Origin of the sequence: Thioalkalivibrio sp. ALM2T (assembly GCF_000381505.1) — a bacterium.
Classification (GTDB): domain Bacteria; phylum Pseudomonadota; class Gammaproteobacteria; order Ectothiorhodospirales; family Ectothiorhodospiraceae; genus Thioalkalivibrio; species Thioalkalivibrio versutus.
In genome coordinates this window covers 16,774-37,854 of sequence record NZ_KB906572.1, presented here as the reverse complement: position 1 = coordinate 37,854, position 21,081 = coordinate 16,774, and the positions used below count along the sequence as shown (strand labels likewise).

Genomic DNA, 21,081 nt, shown 5'->3' with positions numbered 1-21,081 from the left:
CAACCAAGCGTTACTGACGGTCTACCTCTTACGCGACGAACTCAAGAGACTGTGGTTCCAGCGCAGCCCCGAGCGGACGTACCAGGCGTGGCGGCAATGGGTGCAGCAAGCGCACGAGAGTGGAATCCAGGCCCTGCAGCGCTTCGCACGCCTGCTGGAGCCCTACCTACCCGGCATCGTCTCGCGCTGCCGCCACCGGCTGAACACCAGCGTCGTCGAGGGCATTAACAACACGATCAAGGTCATCAAGCGTCGGGCCTATGGCTACCGCGACCAGGAATACTTCTTCCTCAAAATCCGCGCAGCCTTCCCCGGTAATGCTCGATGAACCTTTTCTTTTCCGGGCCCTGCTGGGGAGCGAATTCGCTTGACCGGTACTTGGCTAAACGGGCCCGGGCGCCTTGCCGGGGTTCAGGATGTTGTCCGGGTCGAACGTTCGCTTGATGCCGGCCATCAGTCCCAGTGCCACCGGGTCCAATTCCCGGCTGATATAGGGTCGCTTCACCAGCCCGATGCCGTGTTCGCCCGAGAGCGTCCCGCCTAGCGACAACACCAGGGTGAAGACGCCGTCCAGGCAACGCTCCGCCGCCGCGAGTTCCGCCGGGTCATCCGGGTTCACCAGCAGGTTTACATGAATGTTGCCGTTGCCGGCATGGCCGAAGTTCACGATCTTGATGGCGTGTTCCGCGGCCAGCCGGTCGAGTCCGGCAATCAGGTCGGGAATGCGCGAGACCGGCACGACCACGTCTTCGTTAATCTTTTTCGGTGCCACCGTGCGTAACGCCGGTGACAGGGCCTTGCGCACGGCCCAGAGCGCCTGGGCCTCTTCCGGGGTGTCGGCGCTGAGGGTCTGCACGCAGCCTTCGCCCTCGGCCGCGCGCCGGATGCCGGCGGTGGTGGCCTCGATGCCGGCCTCGGTGCCATCGGTCTCGATCATCAGGATCGCGCCGGCCGCGGCGGGCAGGGGGCATCCCGGCGCGTAGTCGCGGATCATCGCGATCGCCGAATGGTCCATGAACTCCAGTGCCGACGGGACCTCGGCGCGCGCCATCAGCCGGGATACGGCCCGGGCCGCGGCGCCGACGTCGCGGTAGACCGCCTGGATCAGGCGCGTCGCCTCCGGCTTGGGTGTCAGGCGCAAGGTGGCCTCGGTGAGCACGGCCAGGGTCCCTTCGGATCCGATCAGCAGGCGGGTGAGGTCGTATCCCACCACGCCCTTGGTGGTATGGACGCCGGTGCGGAATGCCTCGCCGGTTCCGGCCACGCCGGACAGCCCCAGGGTGTTGTCACGCGGGGTACCGTACTTGACCGCGTGCGGGCCGGCGGAGTTATAGGCGAGATTGCCACCGAGCGTGCAATAGGCGCTGCTGGTAGGGTCCGGCGGCCAGAAGAAGCCCGTGGCGCCTGCCGCCTGCTGGATCTCGCCGTTGGTGGCGCCCGGCTCCGCGATCAGCCAGCGATTATCCGGATCCACCTCTAGGATGCGGTTCATGTGCTCGAATGACACCACCAGCCCGCCATGGTCCGGGACCGCGGCACCGGTGGTGCCCGTGCCGCGTCCGCGGCTGGTCAGGGCCACGCCGAGGCGCCGGCAAAGGCGCACCAGCTCGCGCACCATATCGGCGTCCCGTGGGAAGGCGACGGCATCTGGCACCGCATGCAGCTTCGAGTTGTCGGCACCGTAGGTCCAGCAGTCCGCGGGATCGAGCAGACAATCGCCGGGCGCCAGGAGCTGTTCCAGTTCGCGAGCCAGAGGGGTCATCGGTGGGCGCTCACGGGGTGGATGCCTGGATGGCGTCCTGCAGCCACTCGATCCGGTCCTGGCCATCCAGGGTCATCACATCAAAGCGGACCGGGCCGTTCCAGGCGCTTTCCTGCAGGTACGCCTCGGCCACCCGCAACAGGCGCTCACGCTTGCGCCAGTCGATGCTCTCCGCGCCGCCCCCAAAGCCCGGGTGGCTGCGCTTGCGTACTTCCACCAGCACCAGGGTATCGTCCTCGAGTGCGACAAGGTCGAGCTCGCCGTAGGGGCGGCGGACATTACGCGCACGGATCTGCAGTCCGTGTGACTCCAGGTAGTCCGCGGCTCGCTTCTCGGCGGCCTGCCCCGAGGCACCCGGGCGAAACACTCAGGAGCCTCCGGCGTGGACGTCGATGCGTCGGGGCTCGCCGCCCTCAAAGCGCGCCCAGGCCGGTTCTCTCACCCACTCGTGGTTGAAGGGGTTCAGGCTCCAGGTGCCAGCGCCGCCGGTTAGCTGATGATGGGGGGCGTTGCGAATCCCGTCCTGGCGCAGGCTCAGGCGCATCGCGTCCATGCCCAGGGCGACGAACCGGGGGAGTGCCTCGTCGCGCGCTTGTTCGTCGTCCGCCAGCGGGCTCACTCGGTCGAACAGCCGGGGCGTATCGGGGAACACGATCCCGTTGAGATCGGCGTCGCGACTGGCATCCGGGCGTCCGGAATAGACATGGGGCGTGGCCATCATCGGGAGTTGGCTGGCCCGGTGGAAATGGAGATGCGGCACGATGCGCCGAACTTGCGGCGCCGTGCCGGCAATGAAGATGTGGTCCACATCCGCACGCACCTGAGGGTCGCCTTCCAGTTCCAGCCCGGTCCGGCGTGCCACATCGCGAATGCGCGCCTCGCTCTGCTGGATGCCGAGAGCGTCGCCAATGGTGGCGTTCAGCTCCCCGGCGCTAGGCTGGATGCGAATGACGTCTCGCGGGCGCCGGTCCTCGTCGGCCAATGCCGCTTGGAAGGCACGTGCCACGCGATCGCCGAAGGCCCCTTCCGGCAGGAGCACCAGCGGGTGATGCCACCCGGCGCGGGCTGCCCGGTCGGCCACCGCACGGGCATCCTCTTCCGGATTCAAGGCCAGCGTTGTGAGTTCGCTGGGGGTTGAGACTTCCGTGCGGTTCAGCAGGATGGTCGGGAGGGTCTGATCGCTAGCGGCCACCTGGCTTACCGACTCACGCCGCAGCGGACCGATGATGCGCGCGACACCGGAGTCCACGCCACGCCGGTACAGGGCGGCCGCGCCGTCCGGCTCGCCGCGCGTGTCGCGCACGATCAGCCGGCCGTTGCCGCCACCCTCCGCGTAGTAGGCGCGGGTGATTCCGTCGAGTATGGCGTTGCCCAGTGCGGCCAGGTCGCCCGACAGCGGCAGCAGCACCAGGGTATCCCCAGGCGCGTCCGCGACCAGCGGGTGGCTGGCGATGAGTTCCGGCAGCAGGCTGTTGGCTGGGTGCGCGGGATGGCGCTCGCGCCACAATCCGGCGGCCAGGTGCGCCTGTTCCTCGGTATCGGCGGCGCGCAGCAGTCGGAACAGGCTGACCCAGGCATCCCCGTCCGGCGGGTGGTTGCCCACGATCCGGTCGCGCTGGGCCGGGCGCAGGGCCGCGAGCAGCCCCCATATGCGCTGCTGATTCTCGGCGTGTGTGTCGGGCTCCATGATCAGCAGGCGGTCCAGGCGCAGCCGGGTGTCCAGGGCCTGATACCATTGGCTCTCCTGTTCCAGTATCCGGGCGTGCAGGGCAAGCCCCTGGCGATAGACCCCCGGGGATCGCGTTGGGTCGTCCGGGTCGTCTGCACCCAGTCGTTCGCGGGCGAGCTCCCAATCCCGTTGTGCTGCTGCGAGTCGCGCGCCTAGAAGGCGGGCTTCCTGGGTGTCACGTTCGGCCTCGGGAAGTTCGGCCCACAGGGCTTCGGCCCGGTCCAGCTGGTCCGGCGTCGCGGGATCGAGCGCCAGCACGGCCTCGATGGCGCGGCGCACGAGGTCGGGCTCCGGCCGCGAGCGGGCCTCGCTTAGCAGCAGGCTGGCGCGCACCTCGGGAGGGAGTTCGGCCAGGTCCGGCCGGACCTCGGCGTCTGGGGTCGGCTCCGGATCCGGGCGCGGCGTGGCACAGCCCACCACGATGGCCGTGGCCAGCAGCAACAGGGCAAGACGGGACAGGGGCCGGGTATGCCCGGCGCGTTCGGGGATTCGGGTCACGATAGCGGTTCGTCAGCGAATGAGGAGTCAGTATTGAAAGCGCATCAGGCCGTGTCAACGAACTGGGGCACGTTGTGGGTGGTGGCTACCCCGATTGGTAATCTTGGAGATATGAGCCCGCGGGCGGGCGAGGTCCTCGGTCGGGTGCAGCGCATTGCGGCGGAGGATACGCGACACAGCGCCGGGCTGCTGGCCCATCTGGGCGTGCACACGCCGCTGGTCAGCCTGCACGAGCATAACGAGGCGGAGCGTATTCCCTTGCTGCTGGAGGCGCTGAGGGCGGGGGAGTCCGTCGCGCTGATTTCCGATGCCGGCACGCCGCTGGTGTCGGACCCGGGTTTTCGGCTAGTGAGGGCGGCGCGCGAGGCCGGGTTGGATGTGCGCGCCGTACCGGGTCCCAGTGCGCCCCTGGCTGCGCTGGCGGTTGCCGGGCTGCCGTCCGACCGCTTCTGCTTCGAGGGCTTCCTGCCGCATGCCGCCGGGGCGCGCCAACGGCGGCTGGAGGCATTGCTGGCCCAGCCGGTCACCACCATTTTGTTCGAATCGTCGCATCGTGTTCGCGCGGCCGCCGCCAACCTGGCGCAGCTGGCGCCAGGGCGGGAGGTCTTCCTGGCGCGGGAGTTGACCAAGCAGTTCGAGGAACACTATCGCGGCCCCGCCGGCGAACTGCCGGCCTGGCTGGATGCCGATAGCAACCGCACCCGCGGCGAGTTCGTGCTGATCCTGGGCCCAGCGCCCGCACCCGACACAGGGGGTGAGGCCGACATGCCCCTGTCCGACGAGCACGAGCGCCTGCTCGCGGCGCTGTTGCACGAACTCCCCCTCAAACGCGCGGCGCGCCTGCTCTCTGATGCCACCGACTTGCCGCGCAATCGCGTTTACGCCCGTGCCCTCGCCCTCAAGGACGCGGGCGGGTAGGGCTTTTCATTTACCACGAAGCGCACGAAGGCTCGAAGAAGGTCAAGCGCGTTTGCGCCACAGAGGGCACGGAGTACACGGAGAGCAGCGCAGGGCTTCCAGAGAGGCAGGCAGGTTGATGTTGAACGCCGCGGAACGCACCAATGGTCCGGGCCCGCGTGAGCCAATGCTGCGATTCGCTCTGCTCATCGGCATCCATATATCTTGCGGTTCAGCACGATCGCACCCTGCCGGTGAAGATCCCCGTGGATGGCAGATCCAGGCGCACCCAGGCCACAACGATGTCTTTCTCCGTGAACTCGGTGTTCTCCGTGGTTAGCCCGCCCTTGACCTTCTTCGGGCCTTCGTGCGCTTCGTGGTGGGCAAGCCCTTGCGGAGCAGGTCGTTGAAAAGCCTTGCGTTCGCGCGCGCGGCGGCGTACAAGGAGCGCGGGAGTCGGCCAGGCAGTCGCTGCATCCTCGGATGTGGAGGAAAGTCCGGGCTCCATAGGGCAGGACGCCAGGTAACGCCTGGGCGGCGCGAGCCGACGGAAAGTGCCGCAGAAAATATACCGCCGATGGCCCGGTTCGCCGGGTACAGGTAAGGGTGAAATGGTGCGGTAAGAGCGCACCGCGCGACTGGTAACAGTTCGTGGCAGGGTAAACCCCGTCCGGAGCAAGGCCAAATAGGGGTGCATGGTGTGGCCCGCATCGCACCCGGGTAGGCTGCTCGAGGCGTCCGGTGACGGACGTCCCAGATGAATGACTGTCCTCGACAGAACCCGGCTTACGGCCGGCTCCCACTTTTTCCCACGATCAAGCCCCCCGCGGCCGCCCCGGTCTGCGTGTGCACGGCTGTGTGTGCGGCAAACTTGTAAGGTGATGCATTAAGTTTGAGCCTCAACGCGAGGCTTTTAATACCCTTCTCCCCGCTCTTTCGTCCGCCTCGGGGTGGGTGCGCTAAGTCTCTGTGATTCAACGCTTATTTTTCGTTTTTCGGGGTCGATTTTCTTGACTCTGGAGGATGCCCGTACCTATAGTGTCGGAAAGTGGGTCAAAGTGGGGAAAGGTGGGTAACCACCGTTATCAGCGATGTTTCGAGGCGTTAGCCAGCTCAATCTGGATGCGAAGGGCCGCCTGGCCATGCCGGCGCGGTATCGCGACGACCTCGCTGCGAGCTGCAACAGTCAGCTGGTGATCACGGTTGATCCCTCCCGCTGCCTGCTCTTGTACCCGTTCCCCGAGTGGGAGCGCATTGAGCAGAACCTGATGTCCCGCCCCAACATGAATCCCAAGGTGCGCAATCTGCAGCGCCTGCTGGTGGGCCATGCCACCGAGTGCGAGCTGGACGGCAGCGGACGCCTGTTGCTGCCCCCGCCCCTGCGTCAGTACGCCGGCCTGGAAAAGCGGGTGGTGCTGCTGGGCCAGGGCAAGAAGTTCGAGATCTGGGGCGAGGCCGCCTGGGAGGAGACCTGCGCCCAGGTGCTGGGGGGTGACGTGGATGATGAAGCGCTCGAGTCCATCGCGTTGTGACGGACATGGAAGCCGTCTCCCACATCCCGGTGCTGCGCGACGCGGTGCTGGAGGGCCTGGCCGTGCGCGCTGACGGCTTTTACGTCGATGGCACCTTCGGCCGTGGTGGGCACAGCCGGGCGATCCTGGATCGCCTGGGCCCGGACGGCCGGCTGCTGGCCATGGATCGCGATCCGGAGGCCGCCACAGCGGCCGCCTCCTTTGCCGATGATCCGCGTTTTGCCTTCGAGGCCGCGCCGTTCTCGACCATGGCCGCCACGCTGGAACGGCGGTCGCCGGACCGGTGTCCGGACGGCGTCTTTCTGGACTTGGGCGTGTCCTCGCCCCAGCTGGATACGCCCGAGCGCGGATTCAGTTTTCAGCACGACGGCCCGCTGGACATGCGCATGGATCCGAACAGCGGCGAGAGCGCGGCGGAGTGGCTGGCGCGGGCCGACGAGACCGAGATCGCGAACGTGATCTATCAATACGGCGAGGAGCGCCACTCGCGGCGCATTGCCCGGGCCATTGTGGCTGCACGCACCGAGGCACCGCTTAGCCGCACCGGCGAACTGGCCGAGATCGTTCGCCGTGCGGTCCCGAAACGCGAGCCCGGCAAGCATCCGGCCACCCGCACCTTCCAGGCCCTGCGCATCTTCGTGAACGAGGAGCTGTCCGAGCTGGAGCAGTGGCTGGCGACGATCCCCGATGTGCTCCCGCCTGGTGCGCGGCTGGTGGTGATCAGCTTCCATTCACTGGAAGACCGACTGGTAAAGCAGGCCCTGCGCAAGCCGGTGTCCAGCGTGCGCCTGCCGCGCGGCCTTCCGGTGATGCCGGAGGAGCCGGAACGCAAGCTGCGCCCGGTCGGCAAGCCGATCCATGCCGATCGCGAGGAGCAGCGCATCAATCCGCGTTCGCGCTCGGCCGTGCTGCGTGTCGGGGAGCGACTCTGATGGTCGCGCGCGGACTCCTGGCGGTGGCGCTGGCAACCGGCGTGTTTGCCTCGGCGGTCGGGGTGGTGGCGGCCAAGCATGAGTCGCGCCAGGCCTTTATCGATCAGCAGCAGGCATTGAGCCAGCGCGATGTCCTTAACCTTGAGTGGACGCAGCTGCAGATCGAGCAATCGACCTGGGCGACCCAGGGCCGGGTTGAGGAGCAGGCGCGCGAGCGTCTCGACATGATTCAGCCCGATTCGGATCGCATCGTGGTGATCGGGGGTAGCTCGTGGGCGCGCTGAAGCGGCAGATCAGTGGTGGCCGCCTGAAGGTCGTGATCGCCGTGTTCGCCGTCGCGAGCGCCGCGTTGTTGTTGCGCGCCGTCGATCTGCAGGTCCTGGAGCGTGACTTCCTGACCAAGCAGGGTGAGCAGCGCCAGGTGCGCACCCTGACCGAGTCCGCGAACCGCGGCATGATTACCGACCGTCACGGCGAACCCCTGGCCATTTCGGCCCCGGTGCAGACCGCCTGGGCCAACCCACAGGACTTGATGGGCCAGCGCGAGCGCTGGCCGGATTTGGCCGCGGCGTTGGAGGTGGAGCCGGACTGGCTGGCGGAGCGTATCGAGGCGCGTGCCTCGCGCGAATTCATCTACCTGCGCCGCCAAATGTTGCCGGATCAGGCCGAGCGCGTAGCGGCCCTGCGCATCCAGGGCGTCGGCCTGACCCGCGAATTCCGGCGTTATTACCCGCATGGCGAGGCCACCTCGCATGTGCTGGGCTATACCAATATCGACGATCAGGGCCAGGAGGGCGTGGAACTGGCCTTTGACCAGTGGTTGTCCGGTCATCCAGGTGCCAAGCGGGTGCTGCGCGACCGCTATGGCCGCAGCATCCGTGATGTCGCCAGTATTCGCCCCGCGCGTGACGGCAACACCCTGGCCCTGACCCTGGATCAGCGCCTGCAGTATCTGGCGTACCGCGAACTGAAGACCGCGGTCGCCGAACACAATGCCCGTGGCGGCTCCGCTGTCCTTCTGGACGCCCGCAGCGGCGAGATCCTGGCGCTGGTCAATCAGCCCGGATTCAACCCGAACAATCGCGGCGCTATCCGTTCCGATCGCGCCCGCAACCGGGCCATCACCGATACCATGGAGCCCGGGTCGGTGCTGAAGCCGTTTACCGTGGCGGCCGCCCTGGATGCCGGTGTGGTGGATGCCAACACCATGCTGGAGACCGGCCCCGGCACCATGCGGGTGGGGCGCTTGACCGTGCGCGACCTGCGCGACTACGGGACGATCGACCTCACCACCCTGATCGCCCGTTCGAGCAATGTCGGGGCCACACAGCTGGCTTTGGATACCCCCGCGGATCGTTTCTGGAAGACCCTGCATCAGGCGGGCTTCGGGCAGGCGCTGGGTACCCATTTCCCGGGCGAGGCCATGGGGCGGCTGCGCGATTTCACCACCTGGCGCGAGGTCGAACAGGCCACGCTCGGTTATGGCTACGGGCTGTCGCTGTCCCCGTTGCAGATGGCGGCCTCCTACACCGCCTTTGCCAATGACGGCGAGCGGGTGCCGGTGCGTCTCGTGCGCACCGCCGACGATCTGCGCGAGTCGGCGCAGGTGATGACTCCGCGTACTGCCCGCCAGGTGCTGGCAATGATGGAGCATGTGATCGGTACCGAGGGCACCGCGCGTCAGGCGGCGATCGACGGTTACCGGGTGGCCGGCAAGACCGGCACCAGCCGCAAGAGCGGTCCGGGCGGTTATACCGAGGACCGCTATTTTTCGAGTTTCGTCGGCCTGGCCCCGGCCTCCGATCCGCGTTTTGTCATGGCCGTGGTGATCGACGAGCCGGATGCCGGCGTCTACTACGGTGGGGCGGTCGCCGCGCCGGTGTTCCGTAATGTCGTCGGTTCGGCCCTGCGCATGTTCAACGTGCGCCCGGACGCGATGCCGGAGGTCCCCATGCGTCTGGCCGCGGACCACGAGGGGGCGACATGATGGCCGCCCGTGATACCCAAGGCGAGGCCGGATCGGTGCTGGGCGATTTGTTGCCGGCCGATCTCCTGCGCCCCGACCTGGCGGACTTGCCGGTCGCCGACCTGGTTCAGGATAGCCGCCGGGTCGCGCCCGGCACCGCCTTTGTGGCCCTGGCCGGCACGCACGGCCATGGGCTGGCGCATGCTGCCGATGCCGTGGCACGGGGTGCCAGCGTGATCCTGTGGGACGAGGCCGGAACCCCGGAAACATTCCCTGCTGTGCCGATGCTCCATGTGCCGGGCCTGAGAGAACGGCTGCCGCAGATGGCGCGCGGATTGTTCGGTACCTGGCCGGAGGCGGCCCCGCTGGTGGCGGTGACCGGTACCGACGGCAAGACCTCGGTCACGCACCTGATCGCACTGGCCCTGGAGACCCTGGGTCGGCCCACCGGTCTGATCGGCACGCTCGGCGTCGGGCGACCGGGCCACCTGGTGGATACCGGGCACACGACCCCGGGTGTACTGGACCTGCATCGCCACCTGGCCGAGCTGGCCGCGGCCGGTTGTGGTGCCGTGGCGCTGGAGGCCTCCTCGCACGGTTTGGCACAAGGGCGCCTCGCCGGAGCCCCGATCAGCGTCGGGGTGCTGACCCGACTAAGTTCCGATCACCTCGATTTCCACGGTAGTCAGGAGGCGTATGCGGCAGCCAAGGCGCGGCTGTTCGTCTGGCGTGGTCTGCAAACGGCGGTCCTGAATATCGATGATGCATTTGGACGCCAGGTCGCGCAGGATCTGCCGGCCGGCGTCCAGGTCCTGACCTACAGCGCACTGGGTGCAGCCGCCGATCTGCGCGCCCGAGACATAGAGGCCACAGCCGAAGGGCTGCGCTTCACCCTCGAGGCCGACGGCCGGGACTATCCGGTTCGTTCCACCCTGTTCGGCCTGTTCCAGGTCGGCAATCTGCTGGCGACCCTCGCTACGTTGCAGGGCCTCGGGGTGGAACGCGAGGAGGCGATCGCGGCAGTCGCCGAGCTCCCCGGCGTGCCCGGCCGCATGGAGCGCTTCCCGCTCGCGAACGGGGCCTTGGCAGTGGTCGATTACGCGCATACCACCCAGGCCCTGGAGGCTGCATTGCAGGCGCTTCGACCCCATGTGCGCGGGCGCCTGAGCGTGGTGTTCGGCTGCGGCGGCGACCGCGATCGCGGCAAGCGCCCGGCAATGGGCCAGGTGGCCTGCCGGGAGGCCGACGTGATCTTCGTGACCGATGACAACCCGCGCGGAGAAGACCCGGCCGCGATCCGCGCCGAGATCCTTGCCGGCTGCGCCGATTCCGCCGAATGCCACGAGATTGGCGATCGCGCAACGGCGATTGCCAGTGCGCTGGCCGAGGCCGTTGCCGGGGATGCGGTGCTGGTGGCCGGTAAGGGTCACGAGACGACCCAGGAGATCCGCGGTCAGCGCTATCCGTTCAGCGACCGTGAACAGGTGCAGGCTCGGGCGGGCCCGCACCTACAGGACCCGCGTGGCCAGGACCGCGCGATCAGGGGGGAGGGGCAATGATTCGAATGACCAGCCAGGAACTGGCCGAGGCGGTCCATGGGCGCCTGCAAGGGGCCCCCGACACGGCCTTCGAGGGCGTGTTTACGGACACTCGCGAGCCGCGCCCGGGTGCGCTGTTTATCGCGTTGAAGGGGTCGAATTTTGATGCCCACGCACAGGTCGGCGCCGATCTGCCGGCGGCCGTGCTGCTGGTGGACAGGGCGCTCGACATGCCGCAGCCGCAGATCATCGTCGCCGATACCCGCGAGGCCCTGGGCCGCCTGGGCCGCCATTGGCGGCGCCAGAGCCGGGCGCGGGTGATCGCCCTGACCGGCTCCAATGGCAAGACCACGACCAAGGAGATGCTCCGCTGCATCCTCGAGGGGGTGGGGTCGGTGCATGCCACCGCGGGCAACCTGAATAACGAGATCGGCGCGCCGCTGACATTGCTGGCGATGCCCTGTGAAGTCGACTATGCGGTGATCGAGCTGGGCGCCAATCACGCCGGCGAGATCGGCCGCATGGCGCGCTGGGTCGAACCGCAGGTTGCCATGATCACCAATGCCGGTCGCGCCCATCTCGAGGGCTTCGGCAGCCTCGAGGGCGTCGCTCATGCCAAGGCCGAGATCTACTCCGGTCTCCCGGCGCAGGGCGGCACCGCGGTCATCAATCTGGACGATCCCTTTGCCGACTACTGGCTGTCGCTGAACGAGCATCACCACTGCCAGCGCTTTTCACTGGAGGGTGGCGGCGAGGTGGAAGGCATGTGGCAAGCCCCGGACCGGCTGCGCCTGTCCATCCTCGGGGCCGGCCGCGATCTGCGCCTGGCCGGTCCCGGGCGCCACCTCGCAGCCAATGCCGTGGCGGCCGCCGCCGCGGCGAACGCGGTCGGCATTGGGATTGACCGGATCGTCGAGGGGCTCATGCGCTGGAAGCCGGTGCGCGGCCGTCTGCAGGAGCTTTGGCACGTCAGTGGCGCCCGACTTTGGGACGACAGCTACAACGCCAATCCGGACTCGCTGCGGGCCGGACTCGAGGTGCTGGCGGCGATGCCCGGCCGGCGCATCCTGGTGCTGGGTGCCATGGGGGAACTAGGCGCCGAGACCCCGGCGTTGCACCGGGAAACCGGGCGCCTGGCCCGCGCGGTGGGGATCGAACACTGCCTGGCGCTGGGCGAGGCCGCGCGCGACAGCGCCGAGGCCTTTGGCGACGGCGGCGAGTGGTTTGCCGACCATGCGGCGCTGCGCTCCCGCCTGGAGGGCCTCCTGGGGGAGGGCACCACGGTCCTGGTAAAGGGCTCGCGCAGCCAGCACATGGAACAGATCATCGAGGGGCTGGACCTGGCCTCGTCAGCGCCGGAGGTGGCGAATGCTGTTCGCGCTGACTGAATACCTGAGCCAGTTCTATTCCGGCTTCACGGTCTTTCAGTATCTGACCGTTCGCGCCATCCTCGGGGTGGTTACCGCGCTGGCGATCGCGCTGCTGATCGGGCCGGCGATGATCCGCCGCCTGACGGTCGGCAATGTCGGCCAGCAGATCCGCGATGACGGTCCCGAGTCGCACCTGACCAAGGCCGGCACGCCGACCATGGGCGGTGCCTTGATTCTGGTTGCGGTCGCGGCGGCGACCCTGCTGTGGAGCGACCTGACCAACCGCTTCGTCTGGCTCGTGCTGCTGACCACCCTGGCGTTCGGCGCCGTGGGTGGTTGGGACGACTACCTGAAGCTGCGCTATGGCAACAGCAAGGGCCTCTCGGCGCGCGCCAAGCTCCTGTGGCAGACCTTGTTCGCCCTGGTCGCCGCGGGGGTGATCATGTACACCGCGCAGGGGCCAGTAGAGACGACCTTCTACCTGCCGGTGTTCAAGGACATCCAGTTCAGCCTGGGCTGGCTGTTCATCCCGCTGGTCTGGCTGGTGGTCGTGGGTTCCTCCAATGCCGTGAACCTGACCGATGGGCTGGATGGCCTGGCGATCATGCCGGCGGTGCTGGTAGCCGGTGCCCTGGGCGTGTTCGCCTACGCGGCGGGCCATGCGGTATTCGCCGACTATCTCGGTATTCCGGCGGTACCCGGCGTGGGCGAGGTGGTGATTTTTACCTCCGCCCTGGTCGGCGCCGGGCTCGGATTCCTGTGGTTCAACACCTACCCGGCGCAGGTCTTCATGGGCGATGTCGGGGCGCTGGCCCTGGGCGCGGCCCTGGGCATGCTGGCGATCATCACCCGGCAGGAGGTCGTGTTGCTGATCATGGGTGGCATCTTTGTGCTGGAGACGCTTTCGGTGATGCTCCAGGTCGCCTCTTTCAAGCTCACTGGGCGGCGCATCTTTCGCATGGCGCCGTTGCACCACCACTTCGAACTCAAGGGCTGGCCGGAGCCGCGCGTGATCGTGCGTTTCTGGATCCTGACCGTGGTGTTCGTTCTCATCGGTCTCGCGACCCTGAAGGTGCGCTGATCCCATGACGCGAACCGGCGACAACAACCTGATTGTGGGCCTGGGGGCGACCGGCGTGTCGGTTGCCCGCTTCCTGCGTGCGCAGGGTCAGCCGTTCGCGATCACCGATACCCGCGAGGCGCCGGCCGCGCTGGAGACCGAGGGTGCCAAGGCCTGGCTGGCCGATGCCTGGGTCGGGCCGCTGGATCGACTGGACGCCTCGGGCTTTGCCCGCATCATCGTCTCGCCCGGGGTCGCACTGGAGCACCCGGTCCTGCAACGGGCGCGTGCCGTCGGTGCTCGCCTGACCGGAGACATCGACCTGTTCGCCGAGCAGGCGGGCGCCCCAGTCATCGCGATTACCGGCTCCAACGGCAAGAGCACGGTGACCGCGCTGGTCGGCGAGTTGCTGCGCGCCGCCGGCCTGCGGGTGGCGGTGGGTGGTAACTACGGCACCCCGGCGCTGGACCTTCTGGAGCAGGCCCCGGACCTCTACGTGCTGGAGCTGTCCAGCTTCCAGCTGGAGCGCAGCGACCTGTTGGCGCCAGCGGCCGCCGCTATCCTGAATATCTCGCCTGATCACCTGGATCGCTACGCCGATCTGGATGCGTATGTGCGTGCGAAGGCCCGCATCCTGGATCGCGCCGAGTGTGGTGTGTTGAACCGCGAGGACGCCAGGCTGCGCGAGATCACCCTGCCGCCGGGTCTGAAGGTGATCTCGTTCGGTCTCGATGCGCCGGCCGGCGCGGACGATTTCGGAGTGCGCCCGTCCAGCGCAGATGCTCCGGACCTGGTGCGCGGAGACCAGGTCCTTCTCGCGACCGGCCGTCTGCGTCTGCGTGGGCAGCACAACTGGGCCAATGCCCTGGCCGCGCTTGCCCTGGTCTGGCCGTGGCTGGAGGCGGGCGAGCCGCGCGCACGCGCCATGGCGGCCCTGGCCGAGTTCGCCGGCCTGCCGCATCGCTCCCAGTGGATTGCCGAAGTGGGCGGTGTCGCCTACATCAATGACTCCAAGGGCACGAATGTCGGCGCGACCCTGGCGGCCCTGCGCGGTACGCCCGGCCCGCTGGTGCTGATCGCGGGCGGGCAGGGCAAGGGGCAGGACTTTACGCCGCTGGCCGATTACGTCCCGGGCAAGGTCCGCGGTGTCGTGCTGCTCGGCGAGGACGCGCCGGCGATCGCCCGGGCCCTGGCCTCCGTGGTCCCGGTTCAGCGCGTGGACGATATGGCCGCCGCGGTTGCGCAGGCCGCTGCCTGGGCGGAACCGGGGGATACCGTCCTGCTGTCGCCCGGTTGCGCCAGCCTGGACATGTACCCGAACTACCAGGCGCGCGGCGACGACTTCGCGCACGCGGTACGGGAGCTCGCGGCATGAGTATCTCCAGCACCCGCCTCGGACTCCCGGATCGCGGCCTCGTCGCTGGCCTGCGCGATCACGTCGATCTGCCCCTGCTGGCCGTCGCGGCGATCCTGCTGGGGATCGGCCTGGTGATGGTCGCGTCGGCCTCCATGGGGCTGGGCGAACGCTATTTCGGCAACACCTGGCACTTCTTCCAGCGCCAGGTCATTTTCGCCGCGATCGGGCTTGCGGTGGCGACCTTCCTCTGGGTGGTCCCGCTGGCGCGCTGGGAACGCGCCGGGCCGTGGCTGCTGATCCTGGTGATGGCGTTGCTGATCGCAGTGCTGATCCCGGGTGTCGGGCGCACGGTCAACGGTGCGACCCGCTGGATCCCGCTGGGGATGTTCAACCTGCAGGTCGCCGAGATGGTGAAGCTGCTGGTGGTGATGTACCTCGCCGGCTACATCGTGCGTCACTATTCGACGCTCCGCCTGCACTTCCTCGGTTTTATCCGCCCGCTGATCGTGCTTGGGGTGGGGACCATCCTGCTGTTGCTGCAGCCGGATTTCGGCGGCGCCGCGATCATGCTGGCGATTGGCATGGGAATGTTGTTCCTGGCCGGTGCGAAGCTTTGGCAGTTCGCCGCGCTGGCGGGCACCATCGCGGCGGGGATGGCGGTCGTCGCGGTCGCGGCGCCTTACCGCGTGGCGCGCCTGACGGCGTTCCTCGATCCCTGGCAGGATCCGTTTGCCACCGGTTTCCAGCTAACCCAGTCGCTGATCGCGATCGGCTCCGGCGGCTGGTTTGGGGCCGGGCTCGGCAATAGTGTGCAGAAGCTCTTTTACCTGCCCGAGGCGCACAACGACTTCCTGTTCGCGGTGTTTGCCGAGGAGTTCGGCTTCGTCGGTGTGGTGGCCCTCATCGCGCTGTTCGCGGTCCTGGTCTGGCGCTGCATCCAGATCGGTTTGTACGCCGAGCGCGCAGGGCATGCCTTCGGCTCGCATCTGGCCTTTGGCGTGGCCATCTGGATGGGCCTGCAGGCGTTCCTGAACCTCGCGGTGAACATGGGGCTACTTCCGACCAAGGGCCTGACCCTGCCGTTTCTCAGTTACGGCGGCAGTTCGCTGATCGTCTCGCTGGCGGCTATCGGCCTGGTGATGCGCGTGTACCGCGAGGCCCAGGTGCCGGCTCCGCGCGCCTCACCTCCGGCGCGCCGCCGGCGTGGGGGTGCCGCATGAGGGCCCCGCGCATCCTGATTATGGCCGGCGGCACCGGGGGCCATGTGTTCCCGGGGCTGGCAGTGGCCACCCTACTGCGGGAACGCGGTGCCGAGGTGCGCTGGCTGGGCACGGCCCGCGGCGTGGAATCGCGGCTGGTGCCGGCGGCCGGCATCGAGCTGCATACGCTTCCAATCGCCGGCATTCGCGGCAAGGGCCTGGTCGGGCTGGCGCTCGCACCCTGGCGGCTCGGCATTTCGCTGTGGGCCGCCCTGGGTCTGATGACGCGTCTGCGCCCGGATGCCGTGATTGGCTTTGGCGGGTTTGCCGCCGGCCCTGGGGGACTAATGGCGGCCGCCATGGGCCGGCCGCTGGCAATCCACGAACAGAACGCCGTGGCCGGTCTGACCAATCGCTGGCTGGCGAAGGTGGCGGATCGGGTCTATGCCGGCTTCGAGCACAGCTTCCCCGAGCGGGTGGCGGTCACGGTGGTGGGCAACCCGGTGCGCGCCGCGATTGCGGAACTCCCGGCGCCGGAGGCGCGTTTCGACGAGCGCAAGGGCGCCCTGAACCTCCTCGTCCTGGGCGGCAGCCTGGGCGCCCGTTCGCTCAACCGCACGCTGCCCGCCGGGCTGGCGCGCGTGGCCGTGGAGCAGCCGCTGAACATTCGTCACCAGGCGGGCGAGCGCACCCTCGACGAGGCCCAGGCCGCCTATGCGGAGGCAGGTCTGGAGGCGGAGATCCGCGCCTTTATCGAAGACATGGCCGCGGCCTATGCCTGGGCGGACCTGGTGATCTGCCGCGCCGGCGCGCTCACCGTGGCCGAGGTGGCCGCGGCCGGCGTGCCGGCGATCTTCGTGCCCTATCCACATGCGGTGGACGATCATCAGACCGCGAATGCCGAGGCCCTGGTGCAATCCGGTGCCGCCTGGCGGGTCGCGGATGCCGAGCTGGACGCTCAACGGGTCTACGAGCTGGTCGCGCCGCTGGACCGCGAGGCCCTGCGTTCGCGTGCCCTGCTGGCCCGCGCACAGGCCCGCCCCGACACCGCACGGCGCCTGGCCGATGCCTGCATGGAAATGGCGGGCGCCCGCCGGGAGGGATCGACATGAATGCCCCGCGCCTGCCACGCCATGCGATGCGTCGTATCCGCCGGATCCATTGTGTGGGGATCGGGGGATCCGGCATGAGCGGGATCGCCGAGGTCCTGCATCAACTGGGATATCAGGTCTCGGGATCCGATCTCGGGCAGTCGGCGATGGTCGAACGCCTGAAGGGTATGGGCATCCCGGTGGTGGCGGCCCATACCGAATCGAACGTGGCCGATGCCGACGTGCTGGTGGTTTCCAGTGCGATCAATCCGGACAACCCCGAGGTCCAGGAAGCGCGTCGGCGCGGCATCCCGATCGTGCGCCGCGCCGAGATGCTCGCCGAGCTGATGCGCTTTCGCTATGGCATCGCGGTCGCCGGGACCCATGGCAAGACCACGACCACCAGCCTGGTCGCCAGTGTGCTGGCGGAGGCCGGGATGGACCCGACGTTTGTGATTGGCGGACGCCTGAACAGCACGGCGAGCCACTCGAACCTGGGCGCCGGGGACTATCTGGTGGCCGAGGCCGACGAGAGTGACGCGTCCTTCCTGCATCTGCAGCCGATGATCAGCATCGTGACCAATATCGATGCCGATCACCTGGGGACCTATGGCAACGACTTCGGCCAGCTGCGGGCGACCTTCCTAGAATTCCTGCACCACCTGCCGTTCTACGGCATTGCCGTGCTGTGCGCCGACGACCCGCAGGTGCGCGATCTGTACCCGGAACTGGAGCGCCCGCGCCTGACCTACGGCATCGAGCAGGAAGCCGACGTGCGCGCCCTGAATGTGCGCCAGGAAGGCGTGCGCATGTACTTCGACCTCGCGTTGCCCGGTCAGGCTGCGTTCCCGGTGACGCTGAACCTGCCCGGGCGCCACAACGTGCTCAATGCCCTGGCGGCGGCGGCAGTCGCGCACGAGCTGGAGGTCGCCCCCGAGGCGATCCAGGCCGCGCTGGCGCGCTTCCAGGGTATTGGCCGGCGCTTCCAGGTGCAGGCGCTGCGGACCGCACAGGGGGCCCTGACCTTGGTCGACGACTATGGCCATCACCCGCGCGAGATTGCTGCCACTCAGGCGGCCGCGCGCGATGCCTGGCCGGGCCGCCGCCGGATCACCATCTTCCAGCCGCATCGTTATACCCGCACGCGTGATCTGTTCGAGGACTTCGCCGAGGCCCTGTCCGAGACCGATGTCCTGATCCTGCTCGAGGTGTATGCCGCCGGGGAGGACCCGATCCCCAGCGCCGATGGCCGCAGCCTGGCGCGCGCCATTCGTCTGCGCGGGCGGGTGGAGCCGGTGTTTGTCGAGCGCGCAGAGGATGTGATCGGTGTGCTCGCCGGGATGCTGCGGCCGGACGATGTCGTGCTCGCCCAGGGTGCCGGCGATATTGGCCGTCTGGCCGGGCTGCTCCCGCAGCAGCTGGGAACCGCCGGCGAGGGGGAGTCATGATGGCTGCCCGCGCTGTGGACTCGCCGATGACCCCGTTCGCGCAGGCAACGCGTGGCCGGTTGCAGGCGCAGGTTCCGCTGGCCGGGCTGACCTCCTGGCGCGTAGGCGGCCCGGCCGACTGGCTGTTCCAGCCGGCGGACCTTGACGACCTGGTCGCTGCCCTGCGCGACCACGCGACGCACGCGCCGCAGATGCCGGTGACCTTCCTCGGCCTGGGCAGCAACGTCCTGATTCGTGACGGCGGGCTGGACGGCCTGGTCGTGCATCTTTCCGGAGTGCTGAACGAACGCCGGCGCCTGGACGGCGATCGCCTGCTGCTTGGGGCCGGTCTGGCCTGCGCTCAGGCCGCGCGTTTCGGGGCCCGCGAGGGGCTGGTCGGGGCCGAGTTCCTGGCCGGCATCCCCGGGACCGTGGGCGGCGCACTGCGGATGAACGCCGGCGCCTGGGGTGGCGAGATCTGGCCGCTGGTGGAGGTGGTCTCCACGGTGGATGCGCGCGGCGAACTGCATACCCGCACTCCCGCGGACTACACGATCGGCTACCGCAGTGTTCACGGCCCCGAGGCGGAGTGGTTCACCGGCTGCGTGTTGCAGCTGGCCGCGGGTGACCCTGACGTCGGGACCCGGCGCATCCGCGAATTGCTGCGCGAACGATCCGCGAAGCAGCCGCTGGGGTTGCCGTCCTGCGGGTCGGTGTTCCGCAACCCGGAGGGCGATCACGCCGCGCGCCTGGTCGAGGCCGCCGGTCTGAAGGGGCTGCGCCACGGGGCGGCGGAGATCTCCCCCAAGCACGCAAATTTCATCACCCACGACGGCAGCGCGCGCGCCGCCGATATCGAATGGTTGCTGCGTCATGCCCAGGACGAGGTGCAGCGGCAGTTCGGGGTGCACCTGGAGCCCGAGGTCCGGGTCCTGGGTCGGCCAGAGGCTACGCACGAGGCAAGCGAGGGAACGGCATGAGCAAGCGAAGTGCACAAGATTATGGCCGTGTCGCGGTCCTGATGGGTGGCTGGTCCGGCGAGCGCGAGGTATCGCTGCACAGTGGACAGGCGGTGCTGGCGGCGTTGCAGCGCAAGGGCGTCGATGCGCATCCCCTGGACCTGACCCGCGAGACGGCTCGCTGCCTGGCCCTGGAGAACTTCGACCGGGTCTTCATCGTGCTCCACGGGGAATGCGGCGAGGACGGGACCCTGCAGGGCTGTCTGGACATGGCGGGCATGCCCTACACCGGGACCGGCGTGCTCGGTTCCGCGCTGGGCATGGACAAGCTGGCCTGCAAGCGGCTGTGGGCGGGTAGCAATTTGCCGAGCGCCCCCTATCGTCTGCTCACGCCGGGGTTCGACCCCGACGCGGTGGCCGATGCACTGGGCCTGCCATTGATCGTGAAGCCCGCGCGCGGCGGCTCCAGCCTGGGGATCACCCAAGTGGACCGGGTGGCCGATCTGCCGGCCGCCTTCGAGGCCGCGCGGCTGCAGCCGGGGCAGGTGTTCGCGGAGCAGTGGATCAGCGGACGCGAGTACACCGTCGCGATCCTCGGCAACGAGCCGTTGCCGGTGGTGGAGATTCGCACCCCGGGCGGTTTCTACGATTACCACGCCAAGTACGAGGCCGACGATACCGGCTACATCTGCCCGCCGCCGCTGGATTCCAGCGCGTTGCTGGAGTTGCAGTCCATGGCCATCGCCGCCTTCGCGACGCTGGAGGGTTGCGGCTGGGGACGCGTGGACATCCTGCAGGATGAACATGGCGAGAATTTCCTGATCGAGGTGAACACGATCCCGGGCATGACCGACCACTCGCTGGTGCCCAAGGCCGCCGCGCAGGCGGGCATCGACTTCGACGAGCTGTGCCTGCGCATCCTCGATTCCAGTTTCGAGTGTGGAGGACTGCGTTGAACGCACGCCGCACAATGCGACCCGTGCGCCGCCCGCAGGCGCGGGGACCGTCGCCGCTGCGCCGGATGGCCGGCCCAGGGCTGCGCCTGATGTCGGGCATGGGACTGGCCGCGGTGCTGGTGCTGGGCGCGCTGGCCTGGTTGCAGTTCGATCCGGATGCCTGGTTGCCGATCGAGCATGTCGAGGTGACCGGCAACCCGCAGCATGCGGATGTCGCGGCGGTGCACGAGATGGTCCGGACCCATGCGCCGGGCTTTATCGGTGTCGAGCTCGAGCGCCTGCGCGTTGCGCTTGAGGGCAAGCCGTGGGTGGACGCGGTGCGCCTGCGGCGTCAGTGGCCGGACACCCTGGTGGTGGAGATTCACGAGCCGGTGCCGGTCGCGCAGTGGGGCGAGGACCATCTGGTCGATCGCCACGGGCGCCTGTTTGGCCCGGTGGCGCTGGATGACTGGGAAGGCCTGCCGGCACTCGCCGGGACCGACGGGCGCCAGGTGGTGCTGATGCATCGCTACCTGGAGGTCTCCGCACGTCTGGCCGATGCCGGGCTGGAGGTCGCCGGTCTCGAAGAGGGCGAACGCCACGACTGGACCATCCACCTGGCGGACGGTGTACGCGTGCTGATGGGGCGCGATGCCGATCTGGCACGACTGGGGCAACTGGTCCGCGCGGCCCCGGCGATTCGCGACTATCGCGAGGCCCCGGTGGAACGGATCGACCTGCGTTACCCCCACGGGCTGGCTGTGGCCTGGGCGGATGCGGCGGATGACGGTGCGGGGAACGCCCGATGACACGAACGACAGGACGCAGA

At 68.4% G+C, this 21,081-nt stretch carries 19 protein-coding genes and 1 other RNA gene; 17 read left to right on the top strand and 3 right to left on the bottom strand.

Annotation, left to right across the window (positions count from 1 at the left end; genetic code table 11):
* On the top strand, positions 1-328 hold a 328-nt coding region (locus F816_RS0113150), incomplete at its 5' end, for an ISL3 family transposase (RefSeq protein ID WP_019595112.1).
* Between the two features lie 54 nt (positions 329-382).
* Here the strand turns inward: F816_RS0113150 and F816_RS0113145 are convergent.
* From F816_RS0113145 to F816_RS0113135, 3 genes are read right to left on the bottom strand one after another with little or no spacing between them, the layout of a single operon-like run.
* Complete coding sequence (locus F816_RS0113145; protein ID WP_019595111.1) at positions 383-1,762, bottom strand: FAD-binding oxidoreductase; 1,380 nt, start codon at positions 1,760-1,762, stop codon at positions 383-385.
* Between the two features lie 10 nt (positions 1,763-1,772).
* Positions 1,773-2,129, bottom strand: coding sequence for a YraN family protein (locus F816_RS0113140; protein WP_019595110.1), 357 nt, complete (start codon positions 2,127-2,129; stop codon positions 1,773-1,775).
* Positions 2,130-3,989, bottom strand: coding sequence for a penicillin-binding protein activator (locus F816_RS0113135; protein ID WP_019595109.1), 1,860 nt, complete (start codon positions 3,987-3,989; stop codon positions 2,130-2,132). It lies immediately after the preceding gene.
* Between the two features lie 81 nt (positions 3,990-4,070).
* Between F816_RS0113135 and rsmI the strand changes: the two genes are divergently transcribed.
* From rsmI to F816_RS0113060, 16 genes are all read left to right on the top strand, one after another.
* Entirely contained in the window at positions 4,071-4,907 is an 837-nt protein-coding gene (rsmI, locus tag F816_RS0113130; RefSeq protein WP_081622709.1) for a 16S rRNA (cytidine(1402)-2'-O)-methyltransferase, read from the top strand.
* 431 nt (positions 4,908-5,338) lie between these two features.
* Positions 5,339-5,690, top strand: an RNA gene (gene rnpB / locus F816_RS14200) — RNase P RNA component class A.
* A 287-nt stretch (positions 5,691-5,977) separates the two neighbouring features.
* On the top strand, positions 5,978-6,418 hold the full coding sequence (mraZ, locus tag F816_RS0113125) for a division/cell wall cluster transcriptional repressor MraZ (protein WP_018144475.1): 441 nt from the start codon (positions 5,978-5,980) through the stop codon (positions 6,416-6,418).
* Positions 6,419-6,423: 5 nt separating this feature from the next.
* Positions 6,424-7,350, top strand: coding sequence for a 16S rRNA (cytosine(1402)-N(4))-methyltransferase RsmH (gene rsmH, locus F816_RS0113120; protein ID WP_019595107.1), 927 nt, complete (start codon positions 6,424-6,426; stop codon positions 7,348-7,350).
* The gene (gene ftsL, locus F816_RS0113115) at positions 7,350-7,634 is read left to right on the top strand and encodes a cell division protein FtsL (protein WP_018168234.1); all 285 of its coding nucleotides are present in this window, start codon (positions 7,350-7,352) and stop codon (positions 7,632-7,634) included. Before rsmH ends, ftsL begins: the two co-directional genes overlap by 1 nt.
* On the top strand, positions 7,622-9,337 hold the full coding sequence (locus tag F816_RS0113110; RefSeq protein WP_019595106.1) for a penicillin-binding protein 2: 1,716 nt from the start codon (positions 7,622-7,624) through the stop codon (positions 9,335-9,337). The genes ftsL and F816_RS0113110 overlap by 13 nt, the downstream gene beginning before the upstream one ends.
* A complete protein-coding gene (locus F816_RS0113105) occupies positions 9,334-10,875 on the top strand; it encodes a UDP-N-acetylmuramoyl-L-alanyl-D-glutamate--2,6-diaminopimelate ligase (RefSeq protein WP_019595105.1) in 1,542 nt (513 codons plus the stop codon). The genes F816_RS0113110 and F816_RS0113105 overlap by 4 nt, the downstream gene beginning before the upstream one ends.
* Entirely contained in the window at positions 10,872-12,242 is a 1,371-nt protein-coding gene (murF, locus tag F816_RS0113100) for a UDP-N-acetylmuramoyl-tripeptide--D-alanyl-D-alanine ligase (RefSeq protein WP_026333277.1), read from the top strand. Before F816_RS0113105 ends, murF begins: the two co-directional genes overlap by 4 nt.
* Positions 12,223-13,305: a phospho-N-acetylmuramoyl-pentapeptide-transferase gene (gene mraY / locus F816_RS0113095; protein ID WP_019595103.1), complete on the top strand. Its 1,083-nt coding sequence runs from the start codon at positions 12,223-12,225 to the stop codon at positions 13,303-13,305. Before murF ends, mraY begins: the two co-directional genes overlap by 20 nt.
* A gap of 4 nt (positions 13,306-13,309) precedes the next feature.
* Positions 13,310-14,659 (top strand): UDP-N-acetylmuramoyl-L-alanine--D-glutamate ligase, encoded by a 1,350-nt coding sequence (gene murD / locus F816_RS0113090; protein WP_019595102.1) that lies wholly within the window; start codon positions 13,310-13,312, stop codon positions 14,657-14,659.
* The gene (ftsW, locus tag F816_RS0113085; RefSeq protein WP_019595101.1) at positions 14,656-15,861 is read left to right on the top strand and encodes a putative lipid II flippase FtsW; all 1,206 of its coding nucleotides are present in this window, start codon (positions 14,656-14,658) and stop codon (positions 15,859-15,861) included. The genes murD and ftsW overlap by 4 nt, the downstream gene beginning before the upstream one ends.
* A complete protein-coding gene (gene murG, locus F816_RS0113080; protein ID WP_026333276.1) occupies positions 15,858-16,952 on the top strand; it encodes an undecaprenyldiphospho-muramoylpentapeptide beta-N-acetylglucosaminyltransferase in 1,095 nt (364 codons plus the stop codon). Before ftsW ends, murG begins: the two co-directional genes overlap by 4 nt.
* Complete coding sequence (gene murC, locus F816_RS0113075) at positions 16,949-18,379, top strand: UDP-N-acetylmuramate--L-alanine ligase (RefSeq protein WP_019595099.1); 1,431 nt, start codon at positions 16,949-16,951, stop codon at positions 18,377-18,379. The genes murG and murC overlap by 4 nt, the downstream gene beginning before the upstream one ends.
* On the top strand, positions 18,376-19,338 hold the full coding sequence (gene murB / locus F816_RS0113070; protein ID WP_026333275.1) for a UDP-N-acetylmuramate dehydrogenase: 963 nt from the start codon (positions 18,376-18,378) through the stop codon (positions 19,336-19,338). Before murC ends, murB begins: the two co-directional genes overlap by 4 nt.
* Positions 19,335-20,273 (top strand): D-alanine--D-alanine ligase, encoded by a 939-nt coding sequence (locus F816_RS0113065; RefSeq protein ID WP_019595097.1) that lies wholly within the window; start codon positions 19,335-19,337, stop codon positions 20,271-20,273. The genes murB and F816_RS0113065 overlap by 4 nt, the downstream gene beginning before the upstream one ends.
* 65 nt (positions 20,274-20,338) lie before the next feature.
* On the top strand, positions 20,339-21,061 hold the full coding sequence (locus tag F816_RS0113060) for a cell division protein FtsQ/DivIB (protein ID WP_019595096.1): 723 nt from the start codon (positions 20,339-20,341) through the stop codon (positions 21,059-21,061).
* The last annotated feature ends 20 nt before the right edge of the window (positions 21,062-21,081 follow it).

What these genes read in the sequence shown, in the direction of transcription:
- F816_RS0113065 (WP_019595097.1), top strand. Translation starts at nt 19,335, where the DNA reads ATGAGCAAGCGAAGTGCACAAGATTATGGCCGTGTCGCGGTCCTGATG.
- mraY (WP_019595103.1), top strand. Translation starts at nt 12,223, where the DNA reads ATGCTGTTCGCGCTGACTGAATACCTGAGCCAGTTCTATTCCGGCTTC.
- murG (WP_026333276.1), top strand. Translation starts at nt 15,858, where the DNA reads ATGAGGGCCCCGCGCATCCTGATTATGGCCGGCGGCACCGGGGGCCAT.
- F816_RS0113105 (WP_019595105.1), top strand. Translation starts at nt 9,334, where the DNA reads ATGATGGCCGCCCGTGATACCCAAGGCGAGGCCGGATCGGTGCTGGGC.
- murC (WP_019595099.1), top strand. Translation starts at nt 16,949, where the DNA reads ATGAATGCCCCGCGCCTGCCACGCCATGCGATGCGTCGTATCCGCCGG.
- F816_RS0113145 (WP_019595111.1), bottom strand. Translation starts at nt 1,762, where the DNA reads ATGACCCCTCTGGCTCGCGAACTGGAACAGCTCCTGGCGCCCGGCGAT.
- F816_RS0113060 (WP_019595096.1), top strand. Translation starts at nt 20,339, where the DNA reads ATGGCCGGCCCAGGGCTGCGCCTGATGTCGGGCATGGGACTGGCCGCG.
- rsmH (WP_019595107.1), top strand. Translation starts at nt 6,424, where the DNA reads ATGGAAGCCGTCTCCCACATCCCGGTGCTGCGCGACGCGGTGCTGGAG.
- ftsW (WP_019595101.1), top strand. Translation starts at nt 14,656, where the DNA reads ATGAGTATCTCCAGCACCCGCCTCGGACTCCCGGATCGCGGCCTCGTC.
- murB (WP_026333275.1), top strand. Translation starts at nt 18,376, where the DNA reads ATGATGGCTGCCCGCGCTGTGGACTCGCCGATGACCCCGTTCGCGCAG.
- mraZ (WP_018144475.1), top strand. Translation starts at nt 5,978, where the DNA reads ATGTTTCGAGGCGTTAGCCAGCTCAATCTGGATGCGAAGGGCCGCCTG.
- ftsL (WP_018168234.1), top strand. Translation starts at nt 7,350, where the DNA reads ATGGTCGCGCGCGGACTCCTGGCGGTGGCGCTGGCAACCGGCGTGTTT.
- murF (WP_026333277.1), top strand. Translation starts at nt 10,872, where the DNA reads ATGATTCGAATGACCAGCCAGGAACTGGCCGAGGCGGTCCATGGGCGC.
- murD (WP_019595102.1), top strand. Translation starts at nt 13,310, where the DNA reads ATGACGCGAACCGGCGACAACAACCTGATTGTGGGCCTGGGGGCGACC.